The organism is Novosphingobium sp. SG720 (assembly GCF_012275365.1).
Classification (GTDB): domain Bacteria; phylum Pseudomonadota; class Alphaproteobacteria; order Sphingomonadales; family Sphingomonadaceae; genus Novosphingobium; species Novosphingobium rhizosphaerae.
On the sequence record NZ_JAAZQN010000001.1, the window covers coordinates 284,533 to 304,252 of the forward strand.

Consider the following 19,720-nt stretch of genomic DNA (forward strand, 5'->3'; position numbering starts at 1 on the left):
CAGGGCTGTCGGAGGGGGCATGTCGGCTTCCTGCGCCGAGCAATCACTCACGCAAAAGCGCAAGGATTGGTCGTCAATCCCTCAGCGCCTCCGCGTGCCAAATGATTCACGCGGAGGCGCGGAGTCGCGGAGAAGGTTCAGCTATGCCACTTGCGTGGGAACGCTGCGGCGCAAAAATTAGAAAAATAGTACCCCGCGCAGAGGCGCATAGGCGCAGAGATTCTATGTTCTCTGCGCCTATGCGCGAAATCAATCATGCTGTCCCGACCACCGCAACGGGATTTTCTATCTAAGGCCCAAACCGCCGGGAAAGGCAGGAAACAGGCCTTCTGTATGATCAAATCTGACGACGTTGTTGTTCAAACCAAGTCTCGGCGACTTCCGTCACAAAAAGCTCCAGTTCGTCCAGGCATCTTTCATATGTGCTGTTTGTCTTCGCATTGAAGCGGTGATGGTAGCAATATCCTGTCGATCTTCTGATCAATCCAGACTCATGATGACTTAGGTCAGTTCTTTGCTCATCTCTCAACCGAATGGAAGTCAACGACAGTTGCAGCGAAATGCTGGGCGAATGAGGAGCGCCATATGTTGCTCCACTTCGAGAAATCCAGATAATCTCTTCAAAAGGTTCACTCTCTCGAACCCATTTTCGGCCTTTTTGAGGCTTGAATCCGTAAGGCATCACAATTTGGCTAAAGGCAGCGCAGACACGCCTCATGCCTGTGGCCACAACGTTAGAAAAGCTCTCCATCCGGTGATGATTAGTCTGCCTCTCTATGTCTGCAATGAAAACGTGGTTGGAATCATCGAATGAAATTCCTCCAACCCAGCTCAAGCCACCTCAATCCCCCACCACAGCCCCCCAGGGCGCCACACCCGCCGGCACCGTGGCGATCGTCTGCCCCGCCACCAGGTCCACTACCGAAACATCGTTCGACAGTCCGTTGGCGGTGTAGGCCCGCGTGCCATCGGCGTTGAGCGCAAGATGCCACACCCGCTTGCCCACCGGGATCGTCGCTTTCACCGTGCGGCTGGCCACGTCGATCACGGCGATCCGGTCGGCGCGGCCCAGCGCGACAACGGCGGCCTTGCCATCGGGGGTGAAGCGGATGCCGCAGGGCATGATCTTGTAATCGGCCACGCCGGGAATCGCGAAATGGATCGTGGCCGTGATCGCGCGGGTCTTGGGATCGGCAATCTGCACCACGCCGCCCACTTCGGCCGCGATCCACAGTTCCTTGCCATCGGCGGTGAATTCCACGTGGCGCGGGCGCTTTTCGGTTTCCGTGGTGGAAACCACCGCCTGCGTGGCCAGGTCGATCCAGCTCACCGCATCGTCTTCTTCCGAAGTGACGACCAGCCATTGGCCGTCCGGGCTTTGCGCGATGCCTTCCGGTTCCTTGCCCACGGAAACCTGGAACGCCACGCGCCCGCTGGCGAGGTCGATCGCGCTCACCGCCGCGTCGTTTTCGTTCGCCACGAACACTGTCTTGCCATCCTGGCTCAAAAAGAACTGCTCAGGGTCCTGCCCCGCGCCGATCTCGCGCAGGATCTTGCCGGTCTGGCGGTCGATCACTTTCACCGCGTTGTCGTTGCTCACGCAGACCAGCACAAAGCGGCCGTCCTTGCTCAAGGTGATCCCGCGCGGGCGCTCGCCCACCGGCCAGGTGGCAACGGGTTTGCCCGTAGCGCCGTCGATCACGCTGATCGAATTGCCGCGCTCGTTGCTGACATAGACGGTCTGTGCCTGCGCGGCGGCCAGGGGCACCATCGCGGCGAATGCGGCCAGGGCCGCGCATGCAATCAAGCGCATCGCTATCATCCTCTTCCTGGACAACACGTTATCCGCCCCGTGCCCGCATGGGCATTCGACCAAAGGTCAATTTCTCACAGGCCCTGCATGGTCCACACCATGGCCAGACTATAAACACGAGGGAAAGGGATTGACGCGATGAAGTTCACCGGACGACTGGCGCTGAGCGCGGCAGCCGGGGTTTTTGCCCTCGCCGGCGCAACGCATCTCCTGGCCCATGGCGATGTGACGCCGCAGCCGGTCGATACTTCCGCGCTGCCCGATATCCAGCCCGACAACGATACCTGGGCACAGCACAATCCCTATCGTGGCAATGCCAAGGCGATCGAGATCGGCGAGCATGCCTATGCCCAGAACTGCGCGCGCTGCCATGGGATCGAGGCCATTTCCGGCGGCATCGCGCCCGATCTGCGCTATCTTGAACTGGGCGATTCGGGCGACGAGTGGTTCGTCCAGCGCTATCATCACGGTTCGGTGCGCGATGGAAAGGTCTATATGCCGCCGATGGGCGAAATCCTGGGGCAGAAAGCCGGCTGGGCGATCCGCGCCTGGCTTGAAACCGTGCACGAGGAATAAGCCGTGGGGCTGACCCGCCGTGCCATGCTGGCAGGCCTTGCCACCGCGGCCACGCTGCCCCGCCTGGCCCGGGCCGCGCCGCTGGCCAAGGTCAAGGCCAACGGCGTGCTGCGCGTGGCGATCTACCAGGACAATGCGCCCTGGTCGTGGGAGGAAGGCGGCCAGATCAAGGGCATTGATGCCGATCTTGGCCGTGCCCTGGCTGCCGCGCTGGGCGTGAAGGTTGACCTGGCGATCTTTCCTGCCGACGAAAGCGTGGAGGACGACCTGCGCAACGCGGTGTGGCGTGGCGGGCTCCTGGGCTTCCAGGCGGCCGACGTGATGCTGCATGTGCCGTTCGATCCGGCCTTTGCCGCGGCGCAAGACCAGGTGGCGATCGTGGCGCCCTATGCGCGCGAGCGCTTTGGCCTGGCCTGCGCCACCGGAACGGGCCTGGAATGCGAAGGCATGCCGGTGGCTTTCAAGGGGCACAAGCTCGCCGTGGAAGTGGCCACTATCCCCGATTACTATCTGATGGGGCAGTTCGGCGGCGCTCTGGCCAAGGACGTGGCGCACTATCCCAACGGCGCATCGGCGGTTTCGGCGCTGGTCAAGGGCGAAGCGGACGCTGCCATGGCCACCAATGCGCAACTGGAATACGGCCTGAAGGATGCGGGGCACGGCTTTGCCCGCCGCAAGGGCCCCCTGCCGATGATGACCAGCCCCGGCTGGGACGTGGGCATGGCGGTGAAGGAAACCAGTCGCACGCTGGGCGATGCGCTGGAAGAGATCGTGGGCCAGATGCACAAGGATGGCCGCCTAGCCGCGCTGTGCCAACCCTATGGCGTGACGTGGCAGGCGCCGCTGGCGGGTTAGCAACCTTCCCCCCTTCCTCTTTAGAGGAGGGGGTTGGGGGGTGGTGGATGCGCCGCGCTAGGCTTCGCACCACCTCCAACCCCTCCTCTAAAGAGGAGGGGAGAAAGTCGCGCATCTTCCGTTCGCCCTGAGCCCGTCGAAGGGCCGCCAGCGCAATCTTATGCTGCGCTAGCCCATCCGCAGCAAACCTAGTGCCAAGGTCCAATTGCCCGGCCCGCGCGAAGGAATAGGGTCTCACTTGCAAGGTGGGCGGGGCAGGGGGCACCGGCCGCAGCAAACCCACCATCTGCCCCCAAGACCAGATCAACGTGACCGGCCCGCGCGAGAGGCCGCAACGATCAACCGGAGGTGTGATGATGAAGGGATTTTTCAAGGCGAGCGCAGCCTGTGCGCTGGCTCTTGCCATGGCGGCGCCGGCGCTGGCCGATGGTGCTCCAGCTGGTCCCGGCGATGCCGACCTGATGGCCGACGCCACCACCACGGGCGACGTGCTGACGTATGGCATGGGCCCGCAGGCGCACCGTTTCAGCCCGCTTGCCCAGATCAACACCGCCAACGTGGCCAAGATGGTCCCGGCCTTTGCCGCCTCGCTCGGCGGGGAAAAGCAGCGCGGGCAGGAATCGCAGCCGATCGTCTATGACGGCATGATCTATGTCACCGGATCTTACTCGCGCGTGTTCGCGTTCGACGCGCGCACCGGCGAAAAGCAGTGGGAATACGATGCCCGCCTGCCCGACGGCATCATGCCCTGCTGCGACGTGGTCAACCGCGGCGCGGCGATCTATGGCGACAAGATCATCTTCGGCACGCTCGACGCGCATGTCGTGGCGCTCAACCGCAAGACCGGCAAGGTCATCTGGAACAAGACCGTGGCCGATTACCAGGCCGGCTACAGCCAGACCGCCGCGCCCCTGATCGTCAAGGGCTTGGTCATCACCGGGGTATCGGGCGGCGAATTCGGCGCCGTGGGCGTGGTCGAGGCGCGTGACGTGAACACCGGTGAACTGGTGTGGTCCCGCCCGGTCATCGAAGGCCACATGGGCACGCTGCGCGGCCAGCCCAACGGCATGACCGGCAAGCTCAACGCCACTTGGCCCGGTGACTTGTGGAAGACCGGCGGCGGCGCCACCTGGCTTGGCGGCACCTATGATCCTGACACCAACCTGGTCTACTTCGGCACCGGCAACCCGGCGCCGTGGAACAGCCACCTGCGCCAGGGCGATAACCTCTACACCGCCTCCACGCTCGCCATCAATCCCGACAACGGCCAGATCGTCTGGCACTACCAGACCACGCCGCACGATGGCTGGGACTTCGACGGGGTGAACGAATTCATTCCCTTCGATGCCACGATCAACGGCAAGGCGATGAAGCTGGGCGCCAAGGCCGACCGCAACGGCTATTTCTTCGTGCTCGATCGCACCAACGGCAAGTTCGTCAGCGCCAGCAAGTTCGTCATGCAGACGACCTGGGCCAACGGCTTCAATCCCAAGACCGGCCGGCCCAACTACATCGACGAAAATCGTCCCGGCGCGCCCGACATCGCTGGCGGCAGCGAAGCCAAGGGCAAGACCGTGTTTGCCAGCCCCTCGTTCCTGGGTGGCAAGAACTGGATGCCGATGGCCTATTCCGACCAGACCGGGCTGTTCTATATCCCGTCCAACGACTGGGGGATGGACATCTGGAACACGCCGATCGCCTACAAGAAGGGCGCGGCCTATCTGGGCGCCAGCTTCACGATCAAGCCGATCGTCGAGGATCACATCGGCGCGCTGCGCGCCATGGACCCCAAGACCGGCAAGATCGTGTGGGAATACAAGAACAAGGCCCCACTGTGGGGCGGCGTGATGACCACCGCCGGCGGCCTCGTGTTCACCGGCACGCCCGAAGGCTATCTCAAGGCATTCGATGCCAAGACCGGCCAGGAACTGTGGAAGTTCAACACCGGTTCGGGCGTGGTCGGCTCGCCCGTCACCTGGGAACAGGATGGCGAGCAGTATGTCGCGGTCATGTCCGGCTGGGGTGGCGCGGTGCCGCTGTGGGGCGGTGAAGTGGCCAAGACCTTCAAGGAAATCAGCCAGGGCGGCGCGCTCTGGGTGTTCAAGCTGCCCAAGTCGTGATGGGCCGGGGCGGAAGCTGGGGGGCTTCCTGCCCCCTGCCCTTGGTCGGGGGGCTGGTACCAGCCTCTCGCCCGGTTGCGGGGCCTGCCGGGGAAGGCGGCGGGCCTCGTACGCCCCTGCCGGTGCGCAGCATGGCTGCGGCCCCTTGCTTTTCGCGCGGGGCGGCCGATAGTGCGGCCATGGCCAATGCCACGCCCGAACGCATCCTGGTTGTCGACGATCACCCGCTGGTGCGCGACGGGTTGCGCAGCCTTCTGGCCATAACGTTCGAATCCTGTGACATTCTCGAAGCCGCCGGGGTGGAAGAGGCTTGCGCCGTGCTGGCCAGCCACGGCGATTGCGATCTCGTCCTGCTCGACCTCAACATGCCCGATGCCACGCGGCTTTCAGGCCTGGTGCAGTTGCGCCAGGCATTTCCGATGGTGCCGGTGCTGATGGTTTCGGGCAGTTTCGACCGCGCCCTGGTGCAGGAAGCCCTATCGGCCGGGGCCGCCGGTTTCCTGCCCAAATCGATGAAGCGCGATGGCATCGTCGATGCGCTGCACATGGTCATGGCGGGCGAAATCTATATCCCCGATACCGGCCTGGAAGAAACCCCCGCCACGCGCGAGGAAGCGCAGATCCGCAGCCGGATCGACAGCCTCACGCCGCAGCAAAAGGTCGTGCTGCACCATCTGGTACACGGCCGGCTGAACAAGCAGATCGCTCACGATCTCGATGTTTCGCTCACCACGGTCAAGGCCCACGTTTCGGCCATCCTGCAAAAGCTGGGCGTGTTCAGCCGCACCCAGGCGGTGATCCTGGCCAACCGCGTGCATTTCGATTGAGTTTTGCGGCGGGTATGGTGCGAAGCCTGACACCACGGTCCCGCGCAATGGGCTTCGACAGGCTCAGCCCGAACGGGAATTCAGGCGAAAATCCACCCTTCCGCCGTTCGCCCTGAGCCTGTCGAAGGGCGCCAAGCGCTGCCCGATCAGTGCATCATGGTCTGCAACAAGGCCCGCAGTTGCGCCGGCTTTACCGGCTTGCCCAGCAAGGGCAATTTCTGCCCGGCCAGGCGCTCTTTCAATTCCTCGCTGCGATCGGCGGAAATGATGATCGCCGGCACGCTGCGGCCCAGATGGCTACGCACATCGTGCACCGCCTGGTCGCCGGTTTCCGCATGGTCGAGGTGAAAGTCGGCGATAATCACGTCGGGCGTTTCGGCGCCCAGCCGGTCGATCGCGGCCGGTCCGCTGCCCGCCACCAGGACCTGGCAGCCCCAGCCGGTGAGCAGCGTTTCCATGCCCAGCTGGATCTGCGTCTCGTTGTCGATCACCAGGATGCGCCGGCCCTGGATGGCGCGGTCGCGCACCGGCTTGGCCAGGGCGGGGGCGCTGTCCGCCTGGCTTTCGCCCAGCGGTACCGTGACGGCAAAACAGGCGCCCGCGCCCGCGTCCGACGTCAATTCCAGCGGATGCTGCAACATTGCCGTGGCGCGGCGCACGATCGCCAGGCCCAGCCCCTTGCCGGGAATGCGGTGGCTGTGGTCCAGCCGGCGGAACTCCTCGAAAATCCGCTCCTGCTGGTCCTTGGGAATGCCCGGGCCAGTGTCCGACACGCTGATCCGCACCTGGCCCGGCGTGGGGCAATCGGTGGAAACGCGCACTGTGCCGCTGCCGGTATAGCGGATCGCGTTGGACACCAGGTTCTGCAAAATGCGGCGCAGCAGGCGCGCATCGCTGCGCACCCACACGGGCGCTGCTTCCACCGTGAACGTCAGCCCGGCCGCGCGGGCGGTCGGGGCAAATTCGGTCTGCAAGGTGCCGAGCAACCCGGCCAGATTCACGTCGGTAAGGTTGGGCGTGATCGCGCCGGCATCCAGCCGCGAGATCTCGAACAGCGTTTCCAGCAGATCCTCGACCGAATTGAGCGAGGTGGAGGCCTGGTTGACCAGCGCCCGGGTGGGCAGCGCGAGGCGCCGTTCGGTGAGCGCGGCAATGAACAGGCGCGCGGCGTTGAGCGGCTGGAGCAGATCATGGCTGGCCGCCGCGAGGAAGCTGGTCTTGGATCGGTTGGCCATTTCGGCCGCCGTCTTGGCTTCCAGCAACTGCCCCTCGATCGCGCGGCGCTCGGCCACTTCGGATGCCAGGCGGCGGTTCAGCGCGGTCAGTTCGGTCGTGCGCTCGGCCACCCGGCGTTCGAGCGTTTCGGCGGTGTTCTGCAGGATCTGGCGGGCCGTGGTCGGCTCGGTCACGTCAAGGAAGCCCACCACCATGCCGCCCAGCGCCGTGGCCGTGGTGCGCACTTCCCAGATGCGATCGCCCACCTGGCACAGCCGGTTGCGCACGGTGCCTTCGGCTTCGGTGCGCCAGGCCAGCACGTCGGCCCCGTCCATCGCCAGGGTCTGCGTGCAGAAGCGCACCAGGTCTTCGTGCTGGTTGAGCGCGCCGCTGGCATCACCGGCCAGGCCGAGCAGGCGTTGCAAGGCGCCGTTCCAGGCGGTCAGACGGCGCTCGGCATCGAACATGCACACGCCTTCGACCAGGTTGTCGAGCAGCGCCTGAAGCGCCAGGTTCTGCTGGGCCAGATCACGCGCGCGGGCACGGGCATCCTCGGCCTTGGCCTCGGTGATATCGGTATAGATGCCAACGATGCCGCCCTCGCTGGTGCGCAGCTCGTTGATCTGGATCCACCGCCCGTCCGACAGCGCCTGCACATGCCCGCCCGATGCCACGGCGTGGCGCGCCAGTCGGTCGGACACCCAGCGATCGGGCGCGGACAGCGCGCCGGCCGGCCTGCGCTGCTGCGCCACCAGGTTGATGATCTGGTGGAACGTGGGGTTTTCCGGCAGCAGTTCCGACACTTCGGGCCAGAAGCCGGTATAGGCCTCGTTATACAGCACCAGGCGGTCTTCGGCGTCGAACAGGGCAAAGCCTTCGTTGATCGATTCGATCGCATCGCGCAGGCGGGTTTCGGCGGCTTCGGCCGTGGCGTGGGCCTGGGCCAGCTTGGCATTGACGGTGGCCAGTTCGCCCATCGCCTGTTCCAGCGCGCGGGTGCGGTCGCGGACCAGCTGTTCCAGGGTGATGGCCCGCTCGAACATCGAGAACGCCGAATGCGACAGGTCGCTCGATCGCTCCACCCGGTCGACCAATGCGGCGTTGATCTTGCGCAGCTTGCGCAGCTCGTTTTCCAGCCGCGCGATGGTGCCGGCCTCGTCCTGCCCGGTTTGCGCAGCGGGCGGATCAGGAAGGGGCGGCCCGGAAAGAGGGGATGGGGCTGCCGTCATCGCCCGATGGCCAGCCCGCTGAAGGTCTGGTTCACATGCAGCGCGTGAAACTGCTCGCCATAGGTATTGAAGCCCATCACCCCGTGGCGGCGATAGATTTCCGAAATCGGCCGGCCCAATTGGCGCCGTTCGGCATTGATGCGGTTGAGCACGCAATCGAACGCGATGATGTGGTCTATCTCGCCCACTGCCGCGCGGATTTCGGCCATCGTGGCGTTGAGGCTTTCCAGCTGGTCCACCGGTTCGCCCAGAGTCAGCACGATGCCTTCGTCGATCGCGCAATAGAACGTCAGGCTGCCATCGGCATTGGCGCTTTGCACCGCGCGCACGTGATAATCGCCCCCGGCGCGCACCATCGGCGGGCAGGCGGCAAACAGCGCCATGTCGAGGCGGGTCGGATCGATGCCGCCGTGGATCGAGCTGGCCAGGCGCAGATATTCGCGGGCAGCGGGCTCGGCGTTGATTTCGGTCACGCGGCGCGCGCCGGCATCGGCTTCTGTCACCACCATCTTGACCGCGCCGGGCTTGTAATGCTGCCGCCGGAACACATGCAGCGGCCGCGTGGTGGAAAGGATCGCCACCACCGCGCCGGCGGCGTGAAACGCGCCATCGGAATAGATCCCGGTTTCCTTGAACATCAGTCCGTCGCCCGAAGATCCACCCACCAGGGGGATCTCGCCCAGCGCGTCCTGCACGGTCATCGCCAGCAGTTCCTCGCTGTGCGACAGGCCATCGACCAGGAACAGCGCGGCGTGGTTGACCCTTTTGCCTGGGTCGGGGCTGCCCAGTGAAGCACTGCCCACTTCGGCCCGCGCCACCAGATCGCGCACCGCGGCGCGCGCGGCGCCGGCATCGAAATGGGCCAGGTCGTCAAAGCGGTGGCTGACCATGTGGAAACTGTCGGCCGGAAAGCCGATCAGGCTGATCGAATCCTCGTCATAGCCCGCCTCGGTCAGCTCGCCCGAACTGGTGCAGCCGATCATCGCAAAACGTTCCATCGCCCAGCCGCGCGCCGCCCGTGCCAGGGCTTCGCGGTCATAGCGGTGCGAGCAGAACATCACGGCGCCGGCCAGGTGATCGGGATCGATGCGCCGGGTGATCTGGGCAAAGGCCTCGACAGGATCGGATGCATGGGATGATGCCACGCCAACCTCGCAGGTGCGAATATCCACGGCCCCTCTCCAATCGCCAATATTGTCTTGTTCTTGTGCCCATGTGTCTATCAAGGCGCAGGTACAATGCAATGCTTGGGCCACCGGCTGATGGGGCAGTGATACAAAAAGATGAGCAGGTCCTCAGGATTGTCCGCAGGGCGGCTCTCCTGCGGCGGCAAGGGCGGCCGCCTCGGCATCGCTGAACAGCCGCGAATGGGCAAGGAAGCGCACGCCTTCGGGTGTTTCGAGCGACATGCCGGCGCCGCGCCCCGGTGCCACGTCGATGGTCACCTGGGTGTGGCGCCAGTATTCGAACTGTGCCGCCCCGATCCACACCGGCACGTCGCCGGCAATATGGCCCAGCAGCACGTCCTGCCCGCCCACCTTGAACTCGCCGCGCGGATAGCACATCGGCACCGACCCGTCGCAACACCCGCCCGATTGGTGAAACATCAGCGGGCCGTGCGTGGCACCAAGCCGGGCGATCCACGCATCGGCCTGCGGTGTGGAAAGCACACGGGGGGGAAGGTCGGGCATCGCTGCTCCTTCAAAGGCCAAGCGGGGCGAGTGCCGGATGACACCCGCCCCGGAAACGACGCCCCTGTTGTCCGCCGGGGGCGCCTTTCGCGTGCCAGCCGCTCAGAAGAAGCCGAGCGCCTTGGTGCTGTAGCTGACCAGCAGGTTCTTGGTCTGCTGATAGTGATCGAGCATCATCTTGTGGGTTTCGCGCCCGATGCCCGACTGCTTGTAGCCTCCGAACGCGGCGTGCGCGGGATAGAGGTGATAGCAGTTGGTCCACACGCGCCCGGCCTGGATTTCCCGGCCAAAGCGATAGGCGCGGTTGCCGTTGCGGGTCCACACGCCCGCGCCCAGCCCGAACTGGGTGTCGTTGGCGATGGCGAGCGCCTCGGCCTCGTCCTTGAAAGTGGTCACGGCCAGGACCGGGCCAAAGATTTCCTCCTGGAACACGCGCATCTTGTTGTGCCCTTCCAGGATCGTGGGCGTCACGTAATAGCCATCGGCCAGGTCGCCGCCCAGCGTGGCGCGGCTGCCGCCGGTCAGCACCTTGGCGCCTTCGTTGCGGCCGATGTCGATATACGAGAGGATCTTTTCGAGCTGTTCGTTCGAAGCCTGCGCGCCGATCATCGTGGTCGGATCGAGCGGGCTGCCCTGGCGGATCTTCTCCACGCGGGCCACGGCGCGTTCCATGAACTTTTCATAGATCGATTCCTGCACCAGCGCGCGCGACGGGCAGGTGCACACTTCGCCCTGGTTCAGGCCGAACATGGCAAAGCCTTCGAGCACCTTGTCGAAATAGTCGTCGTCGGCGTCCATCACGTCGGCAAAGAAGATGTTGGGGCTCTTGCCGCCCAGTTCCAGCGTGACCGGAATGAGGTTTTCGCTGGCATATTGCATGATCAGGCGGCCGGTGGAGGTTTCCCCGGTGAACGCGATCTTGGCGATGCGCTTGCTGGTGGCGAGCGGCTTGCCGGCTTCGATGCCAAAGCCGTTGACGATGTTGAGCGTGCCTTCGGGCAGGATGTCGGCGATCAGTTCGGCCAGCACCAGGATCGACATCGGCGTCTGTTCGGCGGGCTTGAGCACCACGCAGTTGCCGGCGGCAAGGGCCGGGGCCAGCTTCCATGCGGCCATCAGCAGCGGGAAATTCCACGGGATGATCTGGCCGACCACGCCCAGCGGCTCGTGATAGTGATAGGCCACGGTATCGTGGTCGATTTCGCCCAGGGTGCCTTCCTGGCTGCGCACGCAGGCGGCGAAATAGCGGAAGTGGTCGATCGCCAGCGGCACGTCGGCGGCGGTGGTTTCGCGGATCGGCTTGCCGTTGTCGATGGTTTCCACCATCGCCAGCAGGTCAAGGTTGTCTTCCATCCGCTGCGCCACCTTGAGCAGCACGTTGGCGCGGTCGGCGGGCGAGGTGCGGCCCCAGGCTTCGCGGGCCTTGTGCGCGGCGTCGAGTGCCAGCTCGATATCTTCGGCGGTGCCGCGCGCCACCTGGCATACCGGCTTGCCGGTTACGGGCGAGACATTGTCGAAATACTGGCCCCGAACCGGAGCAACCCACTTGCCCCCGATGAAGTTGTCAAACTTGGCCTTGATCGGGCTCTGGGCCGAAAACTTGGTCATGGCTTCCTGCAACATGGGGCCTCTCCTCGGTATGCTTTAAGGCGAAAACGACTGGACGAATGCATGCTGCGCGGTGCCGTGCCGGCCTGGCGGCATGCCCGCGTTCTGGCCAAGGATGCGCAAATGCACCCTGATCAAGCAATTGTACCTTGGGTCGAAGCGGCCGATTGCGCCGGCGTGCCTGTCCGATTTCGGCGTTTTTGTGCGGGTTTCGTCATTGACCGGCGCTACGCGGGCGCTAGGGGGCGGATATGGGCGGAAACCATTTGCAAAACGACCGCACGCTGCACGGCTTCCTGGCCGCGTCGGCGGCGCGCAGCCCGCAGGCTTGCGCGATCTTCGTGCCCGCCGGCAAGGGCCGCGACATCGATCAGGCGATCACCTATGCCGATCTTGCTGCGCAAAGCGATGCCCTGGCGCGCGCGATCCTGGCGCGTATTCCGGCCACCGCGGTGCGGGCCGGGGTGGGGGCGGCCGAGCCTGTCGTGGCGCTGCATCTGCCGCGCACGTCGCCGCTGCTCTATCTGGCGCAATTGGCCGCGCTCAAGGCCGGTGCCGCGTTCACCTGCCTCGATCCCGCCTTTCCCGATGGCCGCGTGGTCGATATTCTCGCCGATGCCCGGCCGGTGCTCGTCCTGGCCGAAGACGCGCAGCGCACGCGTCTTGGGCAGCTGGTGGATGGCGCCTGCCCGGTGGAAAATCCGGCCCAATTGCTGGCCGCCGCGCCTGCGCCCGAAACCCCGCTGCCCCATGTCGCACCCGAAGCGCTGGCCTATCTGATCTACACCTCGGGCACCACGGGCAAGCCCAAGGGCGTGATGATCGAGCATCGCCACATCGCCAACCTGGTCGCCTCGGACCTGGCCGAATTCGCGCTGGGGCCGGGCGATCGCGTGGTCCAGGGCTCGTCGGTTGCCTATGACAGCTCGATCGAGGAAATCTGGCTGGCGCTGGCCAGCGGCGCCACGCTGCTGGTGATGGACGATGCCGCGGCCCGCCTGGGGCCCGATATCGTGGCCTGGCTGGCCGATCATCGCGCCAGCGTGTTCTGCCCGCCGCCAACCCTGCTGCGCAGCAGCGGGTGCAGCAATCCGCATGAGGCGTTGCCCGATCTCAAGCTGCTCTATGTGGGTGGTGAGGCGCTGCCGGCCGATATTGCCGCGCTGTGGGCCAAGGGCCGGCGGCTGGTCAACGGCTATGGCCCCACCGAATGCGCGGTCACCTGCCTGCGCGGGGATATCGTGCCGGGCGGGCCAATCACCATCGGTCGCCCGGTGCCTGGCATATATGCCTTCGTGCTCGACGAGGCGCTGGATGATGTGCCCGAAGGCAGCCAGGGCGAATTGTGCATCGGTGGCGCCGGCGTGGCGCGCGGCTATCTCGGCCGGCCCGATCTGACCGCGGAAAAGTTCATTCACCACCCGCGCCATGGCCGTCTCTATCGCACCGGTGACCTGGTGCATCGCGACGAGACCGGCAACCTGTTCTACCACGGGCGCATCGATGCCCAGGTCAAGATCCGCGGATACCGCGTGGAACTGGGCGAGATCGAAGCGCAACTGGCCGCTCTTGCCGGCGTGCGCGCGGCCGGTGCCACGATCCAGGATCGCGGCGGCGTGCCCGAACTGGTGGCCTATGTCGTGCCCACCGATCCGGCTGCGCCCCCGCTGGGCGAAGCCTTGCGCCAGGCGCTGGCCGCCAGCCTGCCGGGTTATATGGTGCCGCGCCAGGTTGGCCTGATCGCGGCGCTGCCCACTACGGTGGGCGGCAAGCTCGATCGCAAGGCCTTGCCGCCGATGCACTTTGCCCCCCGGCGCGAGGACGAGGCGCTGGTTCCGCCCGAGGGCGAACTGGAAGCGCTGATCGCGCAAGCCATGGCCGACGTGCTCAAGCGGCCGGGCGGGGTTTCGGTCACGGCGGATTTCTTCGAAGGGTTGGGCGGCGATTCGCTGACCGCAGCGATGCTGGTTACCCTGCTGCGCGAAGATTGGCGCACCGACTGGGTGACGGTGAGCGACATCTATGACGCGCGCACCGTGCGCGCGCTGGCTGCCCGTGCGCCGGAACCGACGGAGACCACGGCTGACGCTGCCATGCCCCTGTTGCGCCAGGGCGTGGCGCGGCCGGCCCTGGCCAACCTGGTGCAGGTCACCTGGCTTGCCTTGAGCGTGCTGGTGGCCGGCTGGGGTTCCTGGCTCGTCGCGTTCCGCGTGGCGCCGCTGGCTTTTGCCCATCTGGGCCTCGCCACGCTGGTGCTGGTGGCGCCGCTGGTGGGCCTGGCCGGCTTTCTTTTGTACATGCCGCTGTCGGTGGCCTTTGCCGTGGCGGTGAAATGGCTGGCGATCGGCCGCTATCGCCCGCTGCGCGCACCGGTGTGGAGCCCTTATTACCTGCGCCACTGGATGGTGATGCAGGCGGTGCGGTTGATCCCCTGGCCGTTGCTGGCCGGGACGGAGCTGAACAATGCCGTGCTGCGCCTGCTGGGCGCGCGGATCGGGCGGCGGGTCCATATCCACCGCAATGTCGATCTGCGGCGCGGCGGGTGGGACTTGCTGGACCTGGGCGACGACGTTTCGCTGGGCCAGGGCGCGCACCTGGGGCTGGTGGAACTGGACCGCGGCGATATCGTCGTGGCGCCGATCACACTGGAAGCCGGCGCCGCGCTGATGGTGCGGGCTGGCTTGGAAGGCCCGGCGCGGATGGGGGCGGGCAGCGTGCTTACCGCGCTCTCGGTGCTCAATGCCGGGGGTGTGGTGCCGGCGGGGGAAATGTGGGACGGCGTGCCCGCGCAACGCGTGGGGCCAGCCCCTGCCGTGCCGGTGATCACCCGCGCGGCAACCCGCCATGGGCCGTGGCGCCATGCGCTGTTGATGCTGTTGGGCCAGGGGCTGTTCGCCGCGCTGGCCGCGCTGCCGGGTGAACTGCTGCTGCTCGGCCTGTGCCTGGCGGGCGAAGTGGATGCCCTTGCGATCTGGCGCTGGATGGCCGCGCCCAGCCTCGATCTGCGGGTGATTGCCGCTGTCCTGGCCACCACGGTGCTGGCCGTGCCGCTCAATGTGTTCTGGTCGGCCCTGCTGCTGCGCGCCCTGGGCCGGGTGCGGCCGGGCGTGATCGACCGCTGGAGCCTGGGCTACATCCGCGTGTGGATCAAGGCCGGCGCCGTGTTCGCCGCGGGCGAATGGCTTTCGGGCACCTTGATGTTCAAGCACTGGCTGCGCCTGGCCGGCATGAACGTGGGCGACAAGTGCGAGATCAGCACGATCTTTGACGTGACGCCCGAACTCGTCACGATCGGGGCGGAAACCTTCTTTGCAGACGGCATCTATCTGGGTGGGCCGGAACTGCGCCAGGGCACGGTGCGCGTGGCGCCGATCCGGCTGGGGCGCAACACGTTCCTGGGCAACCATGCGGTGATCCCGGCGGGCGAAACCCTGCCCGACGATATCCTCATCGGTATTTCGACCGTTGCCGATGCCACGCTGATCGCGCGGGGCCAATCGCGCTTCGGCCATCCCAGCTTCGATCTGCCGCGCCGCCAGGTGGTGGGGGCCGATCGCAGCCTGACGCACGATCCCGCGCTGATCCGGCAGGTCAACCGCTGGGTGTGGGAACTGGCGCGCTTTGCCCTGCCGGTGGTGCCGCTGGTGCTGGGCGCGCTGTGGTTTGCCGCCATCGGTGCTGCCGCGGCGCACGGGGCCGGGGTGGGGCTGATGGCCTGGGTGGTGGTGCCCGCTGCCACGCTGGGCACCATGGTGGCGCTGTGCCTTGTCGTCATGGCGCTCAAGTGGGGCCTGATCGGGCGGGTCAAGCCGGGGCAGCACGCGCTGTGGTCCTGCTGGTGCAGCCGCTGGGACTTCGTCTATGTCGCCTGGGCGCGCTATGCCAATTTCATCCTCCAGCAGTTGGAAGGCACGTTCCTGCTGCTGGCCTATCTGCGGCTCATGGGCCTCAGGATCGGGCGCCGCGCGGTGCTGGGGCCGCTGTTTGCCCAGGTCGTCGATCCCGACATGATCGAGATCGGCGATGGCGCCACAGTCCACGCCAATTTCCAGGCGCACACGTTCGAGGATCGCGTGCTCAAGGTGGACAAGGTGCGCATCGGCAGGGGGGCGACGGTCCATGCCGGCACCGTGCCGCTCTATGGCGCGGTGGTCGACGCGGGCACTCGCGTGCTGGGCGGCAGCGTGATCATGAAGCACGAACACCTGCGGCCCGGCCTGGCCTACCAAGGCGTGCCCGTGCGCGTGGTGGGATAGGCTGAATCGACGATAGCTATCAGACCGGACCAAAAATCATGCCCGAAACAGGCGATTCTCGGTCTGAAATTGCTTCCCGATCAGATCGATAGCGGCAAAATTTACCAATTGGAAATTGGCCACCCGTAACCTTCCTCAGGCGGAGGGTCAGAATGCACGGGGGTCTTACCGGTAATACCAGGGCGATTGCCTGCCGCGCCACGGCTGGCTTGCGCCACGCTGGCGCGCCGGCCCGGCCGCGCCGTGTATGGGTTGCCGCGATGCCGGCCGTGGGCCTGATGCTGGCCGGCGTCGGCGCACTCGCCTGGGCTTCGCTGCCGCCGGTGCGCGCGGGTGAACAACTCGTGGTCATCGCTGCCCCCGGAACCTCCCGGATCGAAACCGTGGCCATGGTTGCCGGTGCGCAAGGCGCGCTGGTGGCGCCGGGCCGCTTTGCCAATATCGCCATCGCCACGTCCCCCCGTGTGGATTTTCCTGCCGCACTGCGCCGAGAAGGGGTCTGGTTCGTCTTTGCTTCGCCACGTCTGGCGGGCTGCCTCGGCGCTGCCAAGGATGATCCCGCCTTATGACGACCTCCCTATCCAGCCGCGCCCCATCGCTGCCGGCGAGCGAGCTTGACGATGTCCGTCGGCGTTTCGGCCGCTTCCTGGTCTTTCTGTTGTGGGCGCACGTGCCGCTGCTGGCCCTGGTCGGCGGGTTGAACGGACGATCGCCGCTGGCCGCCGCCGGGGCAGGGGCGCTGCTGGCGCTGGCCTATCACCTGATGTGGTGGCGCAACGGCATCGCCCCGGCCACGCGCTATCTTTCCGCGGTCGCGCTGGTGGGCGAGCCCGCACTCCTCCTGTTCCTGCTGCAGGGCCATCCCTGGCAGATGGACATGCACATGTACTTCTTCGCCATGCTCGCACTCACCATCGCGTGGTGCGATCGCGGGGCGATCCTGATGGCGGCGGGTGCCACCGTGCTGCACCACCTCGTGCTGCTTTATGCCTTGCCCTATGCGGTGTTTCCCGGCGAGGGCAACCTGGTGCGCGTGTTGATCCACGCGGTCATCGTGGCGTTCCAGACGGCGGTACTGGTCTGGCTCAGCGCGCATCTGGTCGAAGCGGTGCAGCGCATCACGGCGATGGGCGAAGATATCCGCGCCAAGAATCTGGCACTTGAAGAACGCACCCGCGAGGCCGAGCACGCCACCCGCGCCAAAGCCATGTTCCTGGCCAACATGAGCCACGAAATCCGCACCCCGATGAATGCCATTCTCGGCTTTTGCCATTTGGCGCAGCGCACCGCGCTCGATGCGCGGCAACAGGTCTATGTCACGCGCATTGCCGATGCCGGCGCATCGCTGCTGCGGCTGATCAACGACATTCTCGATTATTCCAAGAACGAGGCGGGTAAGCTCACCTTGGAAGCGCGGCCGTTCGAAGTGCGCGCCTGCGTGGAAAACCAGGTGCAGATGCTCGCCGTCGATGCGCAGGCCAAGGGCGTCGCGCTGCGCGTCACCATCGCGCCGCGTGTGCCGCAGATGGTGGTGGGCGATGAACTGCGCTTTGGCCAGGTCCTGCTCAACCTGCTCAGCAATGCGGTCAAGTTCACCGAAAAGGGCGTGGTCATGGTCGCCATGGACCTTGTCGCCACGGGCGAGGGCACGGTCACGCTGGAATGCAGCGTGCGCGACACCGGCATCGGCATGACCGCGCAGCACCGCGAAGCGCTGTTTTCCTCGTTCACCCAGGTGGACAGTTCGATGACCCGCCGGTTCGGCGGCTCGGGCCTGGGCCTGGCGATCTCGCGCCAGATCGTGGAGCAGATGGGCGGTGGCATCACCGTGGAAAGCACCCCTGGCCTGGGCAGCGTGTTCACCTTCCGCGTGGTGCTGGGCGATGCCGGCAGCCTGGCCCGTGCCGGCCTGATCATGCCACGGGGCCTGGCGGGCCTGCGCATCCTGGCGGCGGACGACAACGCTGCCTCGCGTGACATCCTGCGCGCGTTGTTCAACAGTTGGGGCATGACGATCGACCTGGCCGCTTCGGGCGATGAAGCGCTGGCCGCGATCGAGGCTGCTGCCGTTGCCGGGCGTCCGTTCGACCTGGTCCTGCTCGATTGGAAAATGCCGCGTCTTTCGGGAATGGATACGATCAAGGCGATGCGCAACCGGGTGCCGCGCGAAAACCTGCCGGTCACGCTGCTGGTCACGGCCTATGGCAACGACGAGTTCCTGAGCGAAGTGGAACGCGCCGATGTCGATGCCTTTCTGACCAAGCCGGTGCAACCGCGCGCGCTGATCGAAACGATCTGCCATCTCTTCCCCGAACGGGTGGATCGCGCGCCCGATGCCGCCGCGCCAACCCCGCCTGCCTTGGCCGAAACCGTGCGCCTCGCCCCGCGGTTCCAGGGTGCGCGGGTGCTGCTGGTGGAAGACAATGCGATCAACCGCGAGATCGCCATGGAATTGCTCGATGATGCCGGGCTTGATGTGGACTGCGCGGAAAATGGCCGCATCGCCTGCGCCATGGTGGCGGCACAAAGCGGCGCTTACGCTGCTGTGCTGATGGACGTGCAGATGCCCGAGATGGACGGGATCGAGGCGACCACGCGGATCCGCCGCACCTGGGGCGCCGATGTCCTGCCGATCATTGCCATGACCGCGCACGCCTATGAGGATGAGCGTCAACGCTGCCTGGCCGCTGGCATGAACGACCACATCACCAAGCCGGTCGATCCCGCGCTGCTGGTCCGTACGCTGGAACAGTGGCTGCAGGTGCCTGGCGCCGATGGCGCGGCAAAGCCCTGGCACGCGCCCGTCGCCAATGGCGCAGCCGCGCCCGATGCCATCCCCTTGCCCGATCACCTGCCGCCGTTCGGCATTCCCGCCGCGCTGGCCCGCGTGAACGGCAAGCGCGCCCTGCTGGCCAAGCTGATCGGCGACTTTGCCGATATCTATGCCGCCACCCCCGGTGCTCTTGCCAACCTGGTTGACGAAGGGCGCCTGGCCGAGGCGCGGCGCCTGGCCCATTCGCTCAAGGGCGTGGCTGCGTCGCTGGAACTGCCGCAAGTAACGGCCGTGGCCGGCCGGATCGAGCGCCTGCTGGCGGCCGAGCAGACGTTCGGCCTCGATCGCGAGATCGCGTTGCTGGGCCGCGAACTGGAACCTGCCATCGAAGCCGCGCGCTCCCTCACGCCGCCAATCGCACCGGGCACGCTGCCGTCGCCCACGCCGGCCAACTCTGCGTTCGATCTTGCGGCGCAAGCCCAGGCGCGCGAAGGGCTGGTCGATCTGGTGCAGCGGCGCAGCCTCGCGGCACGGGCGGCCTTCGTCGTCTATGCCGAGGCACTTGGCCTGCCCGAAGCGGCACGCGAGGCGCATCCGGTGCGCCAGGCCTTGGCCCGGCTCGACTATGGCCGGGCTCTGGCCTTGCTCGAGGCCGAGCGTGGCCCGCACCACGCCGTGGCCGGCACCGGCGCGGCAACGCCTGGCGGGCAGGGTGCCGTGGCCTGAAGCTGCGCCGGGTCGCGGCGTTGCCGGCAGG

13 protein-coding genes are annotated in these 19,720 nt (G+C 66.2%); 7 read left to right on the plus strand and 6 right to left on the minus strand.

From position 1 onward, the window contains the following. Positions 1-337 precede the first annotated feature (337 nt). Positions 338-835: a hypothetical protein gene (locus FHW94_RS01450; RefSeq protein WP_168554022.1), complete on the minus strand. Its 498-nt coding sequence runs from the start codon at positions 833-835 to the stop codon at positions 338-340. A 6-nt stretch (positions 836-841) separates the two neighbouring features. Beyond that, positions 842-1,813, minus strand: coding sequence for a PQQ-dependent catabolism-associated beta-propeller protein (locus FHW94_RS01455; RefSeq protein ID WP_168554023.1), 972 nt, complete (start codon positions 1,811-1,813; stop codon positions 842-844). 138 nt (positions 1,814-1,951) lie between these two features. Here FHW94_RS01455 and pedF point away from each other — a divergent pair, with 138 nt between their 5' ends. The 4 genes from pedF (at position 1,952) to FHW94_RS01475 (ending at position 6,191) form a co-directional block, all read left to right on the plus strand. Next, positions 1,952-2,389: a cytochrome c-550 PedF gene (pedF, locus tag FHW94_RS01460; RefSeq protein ID WP_168554024.1), complete on the plus strand. Its 438-nt coding sequence runs from the start codon at positions 1,952-1,954 to the stop codon at positions 2,387-2,389. 24 nt (positions 2,390-2,413) lie between these two features. Further along, positions 2,414-3,244 (plus strand): transporter substrate-binding domain-containing protein, encoded by an 831-nt coding sequence (locus tag FHW94_RS01465; protein ID WP_168555384.1) that lies wholly within the window; start codon positions 2,414-2,416, stop codon positions 3,242-3,244. A 356-nt stretch (positions 3,245-3,600) separates the two neighbouring features. Beyond that, positions 3,601-5,364 (plus strand): methanol/ethanol family PQQ-dependent dehydrogenase, encoded by a 1,764-nt coding sequence (locus FHW94_RS01470; protein ID WP_168555385.1) that lies wholly within the window; start codon positions 3,601-3,603, stop codon positions 5,362-5,364. Between the two features lie 179 nt (positions 5,365-5,543). Next, a complete protein-coding gene (locus FHW94_RS01475; RefSeq protein WP_246865957.1) occupies positions 5,544-6,191 on the plus strand; it encodes a response regulator transcription factor in 648 nt (215 codons plus the stop codon). A gap of 146 nt (positions 6,192-6,337) precedes the next feature. Here the strand turns inward: FHW94_RS01475 and FHW94_RS01480 are convergent, their stop codons facing one another. The 4 genes from FHW94_RS01480 to adh all read right to left on the minus strand — a co-directional run bounded on the left by FHW94_RS01480 (position 6,338) and on the right by adh (position 11,949). Next, a complete protein-coding gene (locus FHW94_RS01480) occupies positions 6,338-8,635 on the minus strand; it encodes a NahK/ErcS family hybrid sensor histidine kinase/response regulator (protein WP_168554026.1) in 2,298 nt (765 codons plus the stop codon). Further along, the gene (locus FHW94_RS01485) at positions 8,632-9,801 is read right to left on the minus strand and encodes an FIST N-terminal domain-containing protein (RefSeq protein ID WP_349237477.1); all 1,170 of its coding nucleotides are present in this window, start codon (positions 9,799-9,801) and stop codon (positions 8,632-8,634) included. The genes FHW94_RS01480 and FHW94_RS01485 overlap by 4 nt, the downstream gene beginning before the upstream one ends. A 129-nt stretch (positions 9,802-9,930) precedes the next feature. Next, the gene (locus FHW94_RS01490) at positions 9,931-10,326 is read right to left on the minus strand and encodes a DUF779 domain-containing protein (protein ID WP_168554027.1); all 396 of its coding nucleotides are present in this window, start codon (positions 10,324-10,326) and stop codon (positions 9,931-9,933) included. A gap of 102 nt (positions 10,327-10,428) precedes the next feature. Next, entirely contained in the window at positions 10,429-11,949 is a 1,521-nt protein-coding gene (gene adh, locus FHW94_RS01495; protein ID WP_168554028.1) for an aldehyde dehydrogenase, read from the minus strand. Positions 11,950-12,185: 236 nt separating this feature from the next. Between adh and FHW94_RS01500 the strand changes: the two genes are divergently transcribed. From FHW94_RS01500 to FHW94_RS01510, 3 genes are all read left to right on the plus strand, one after another. Then, a complete protein-coding gene (locus FHW94_RS01500; RefSeq protein WP_168554029.1) occupies positions 12,186-16,190 on the plus strand; it encodes a non-ribosomal peptide synthetase in 4,005 nt (1,334 codons plus the stop codon). A 152-nt stretch (positions 16,191-16,342) separates the two neighbouring features. Beyond that, positions 16,343-16,759, plus strand: coding sequence for a hypothetical protein (locus tag FHW94_RS01505; RefSeq protein ID WP_168554030.1), 417 nt, complete (start codon positions 16,343-16,345; stop codon positions 16,757-16,759). Continuing rightward, positions 16,756-19,689 carry a hybrid sensor histidine kinase/response regulator gene (locus FHW94_RS01510; RefSeq protein WP_168554031.1) on the plus strand — a complete coding sequence of 978 codons (2,934 nt, stop codon included), beginning with the start codon at positions 16,756-16,758 and terminating at the stop codon, positions 19,687-19,689. The genes FHW94_RS01505 and FHW94_RS01510 overlap by 4 nt, the downstream gene beginning before the upstream one ends. Positions 19,690-19,720: the final 31 nt, after the last annotated feature.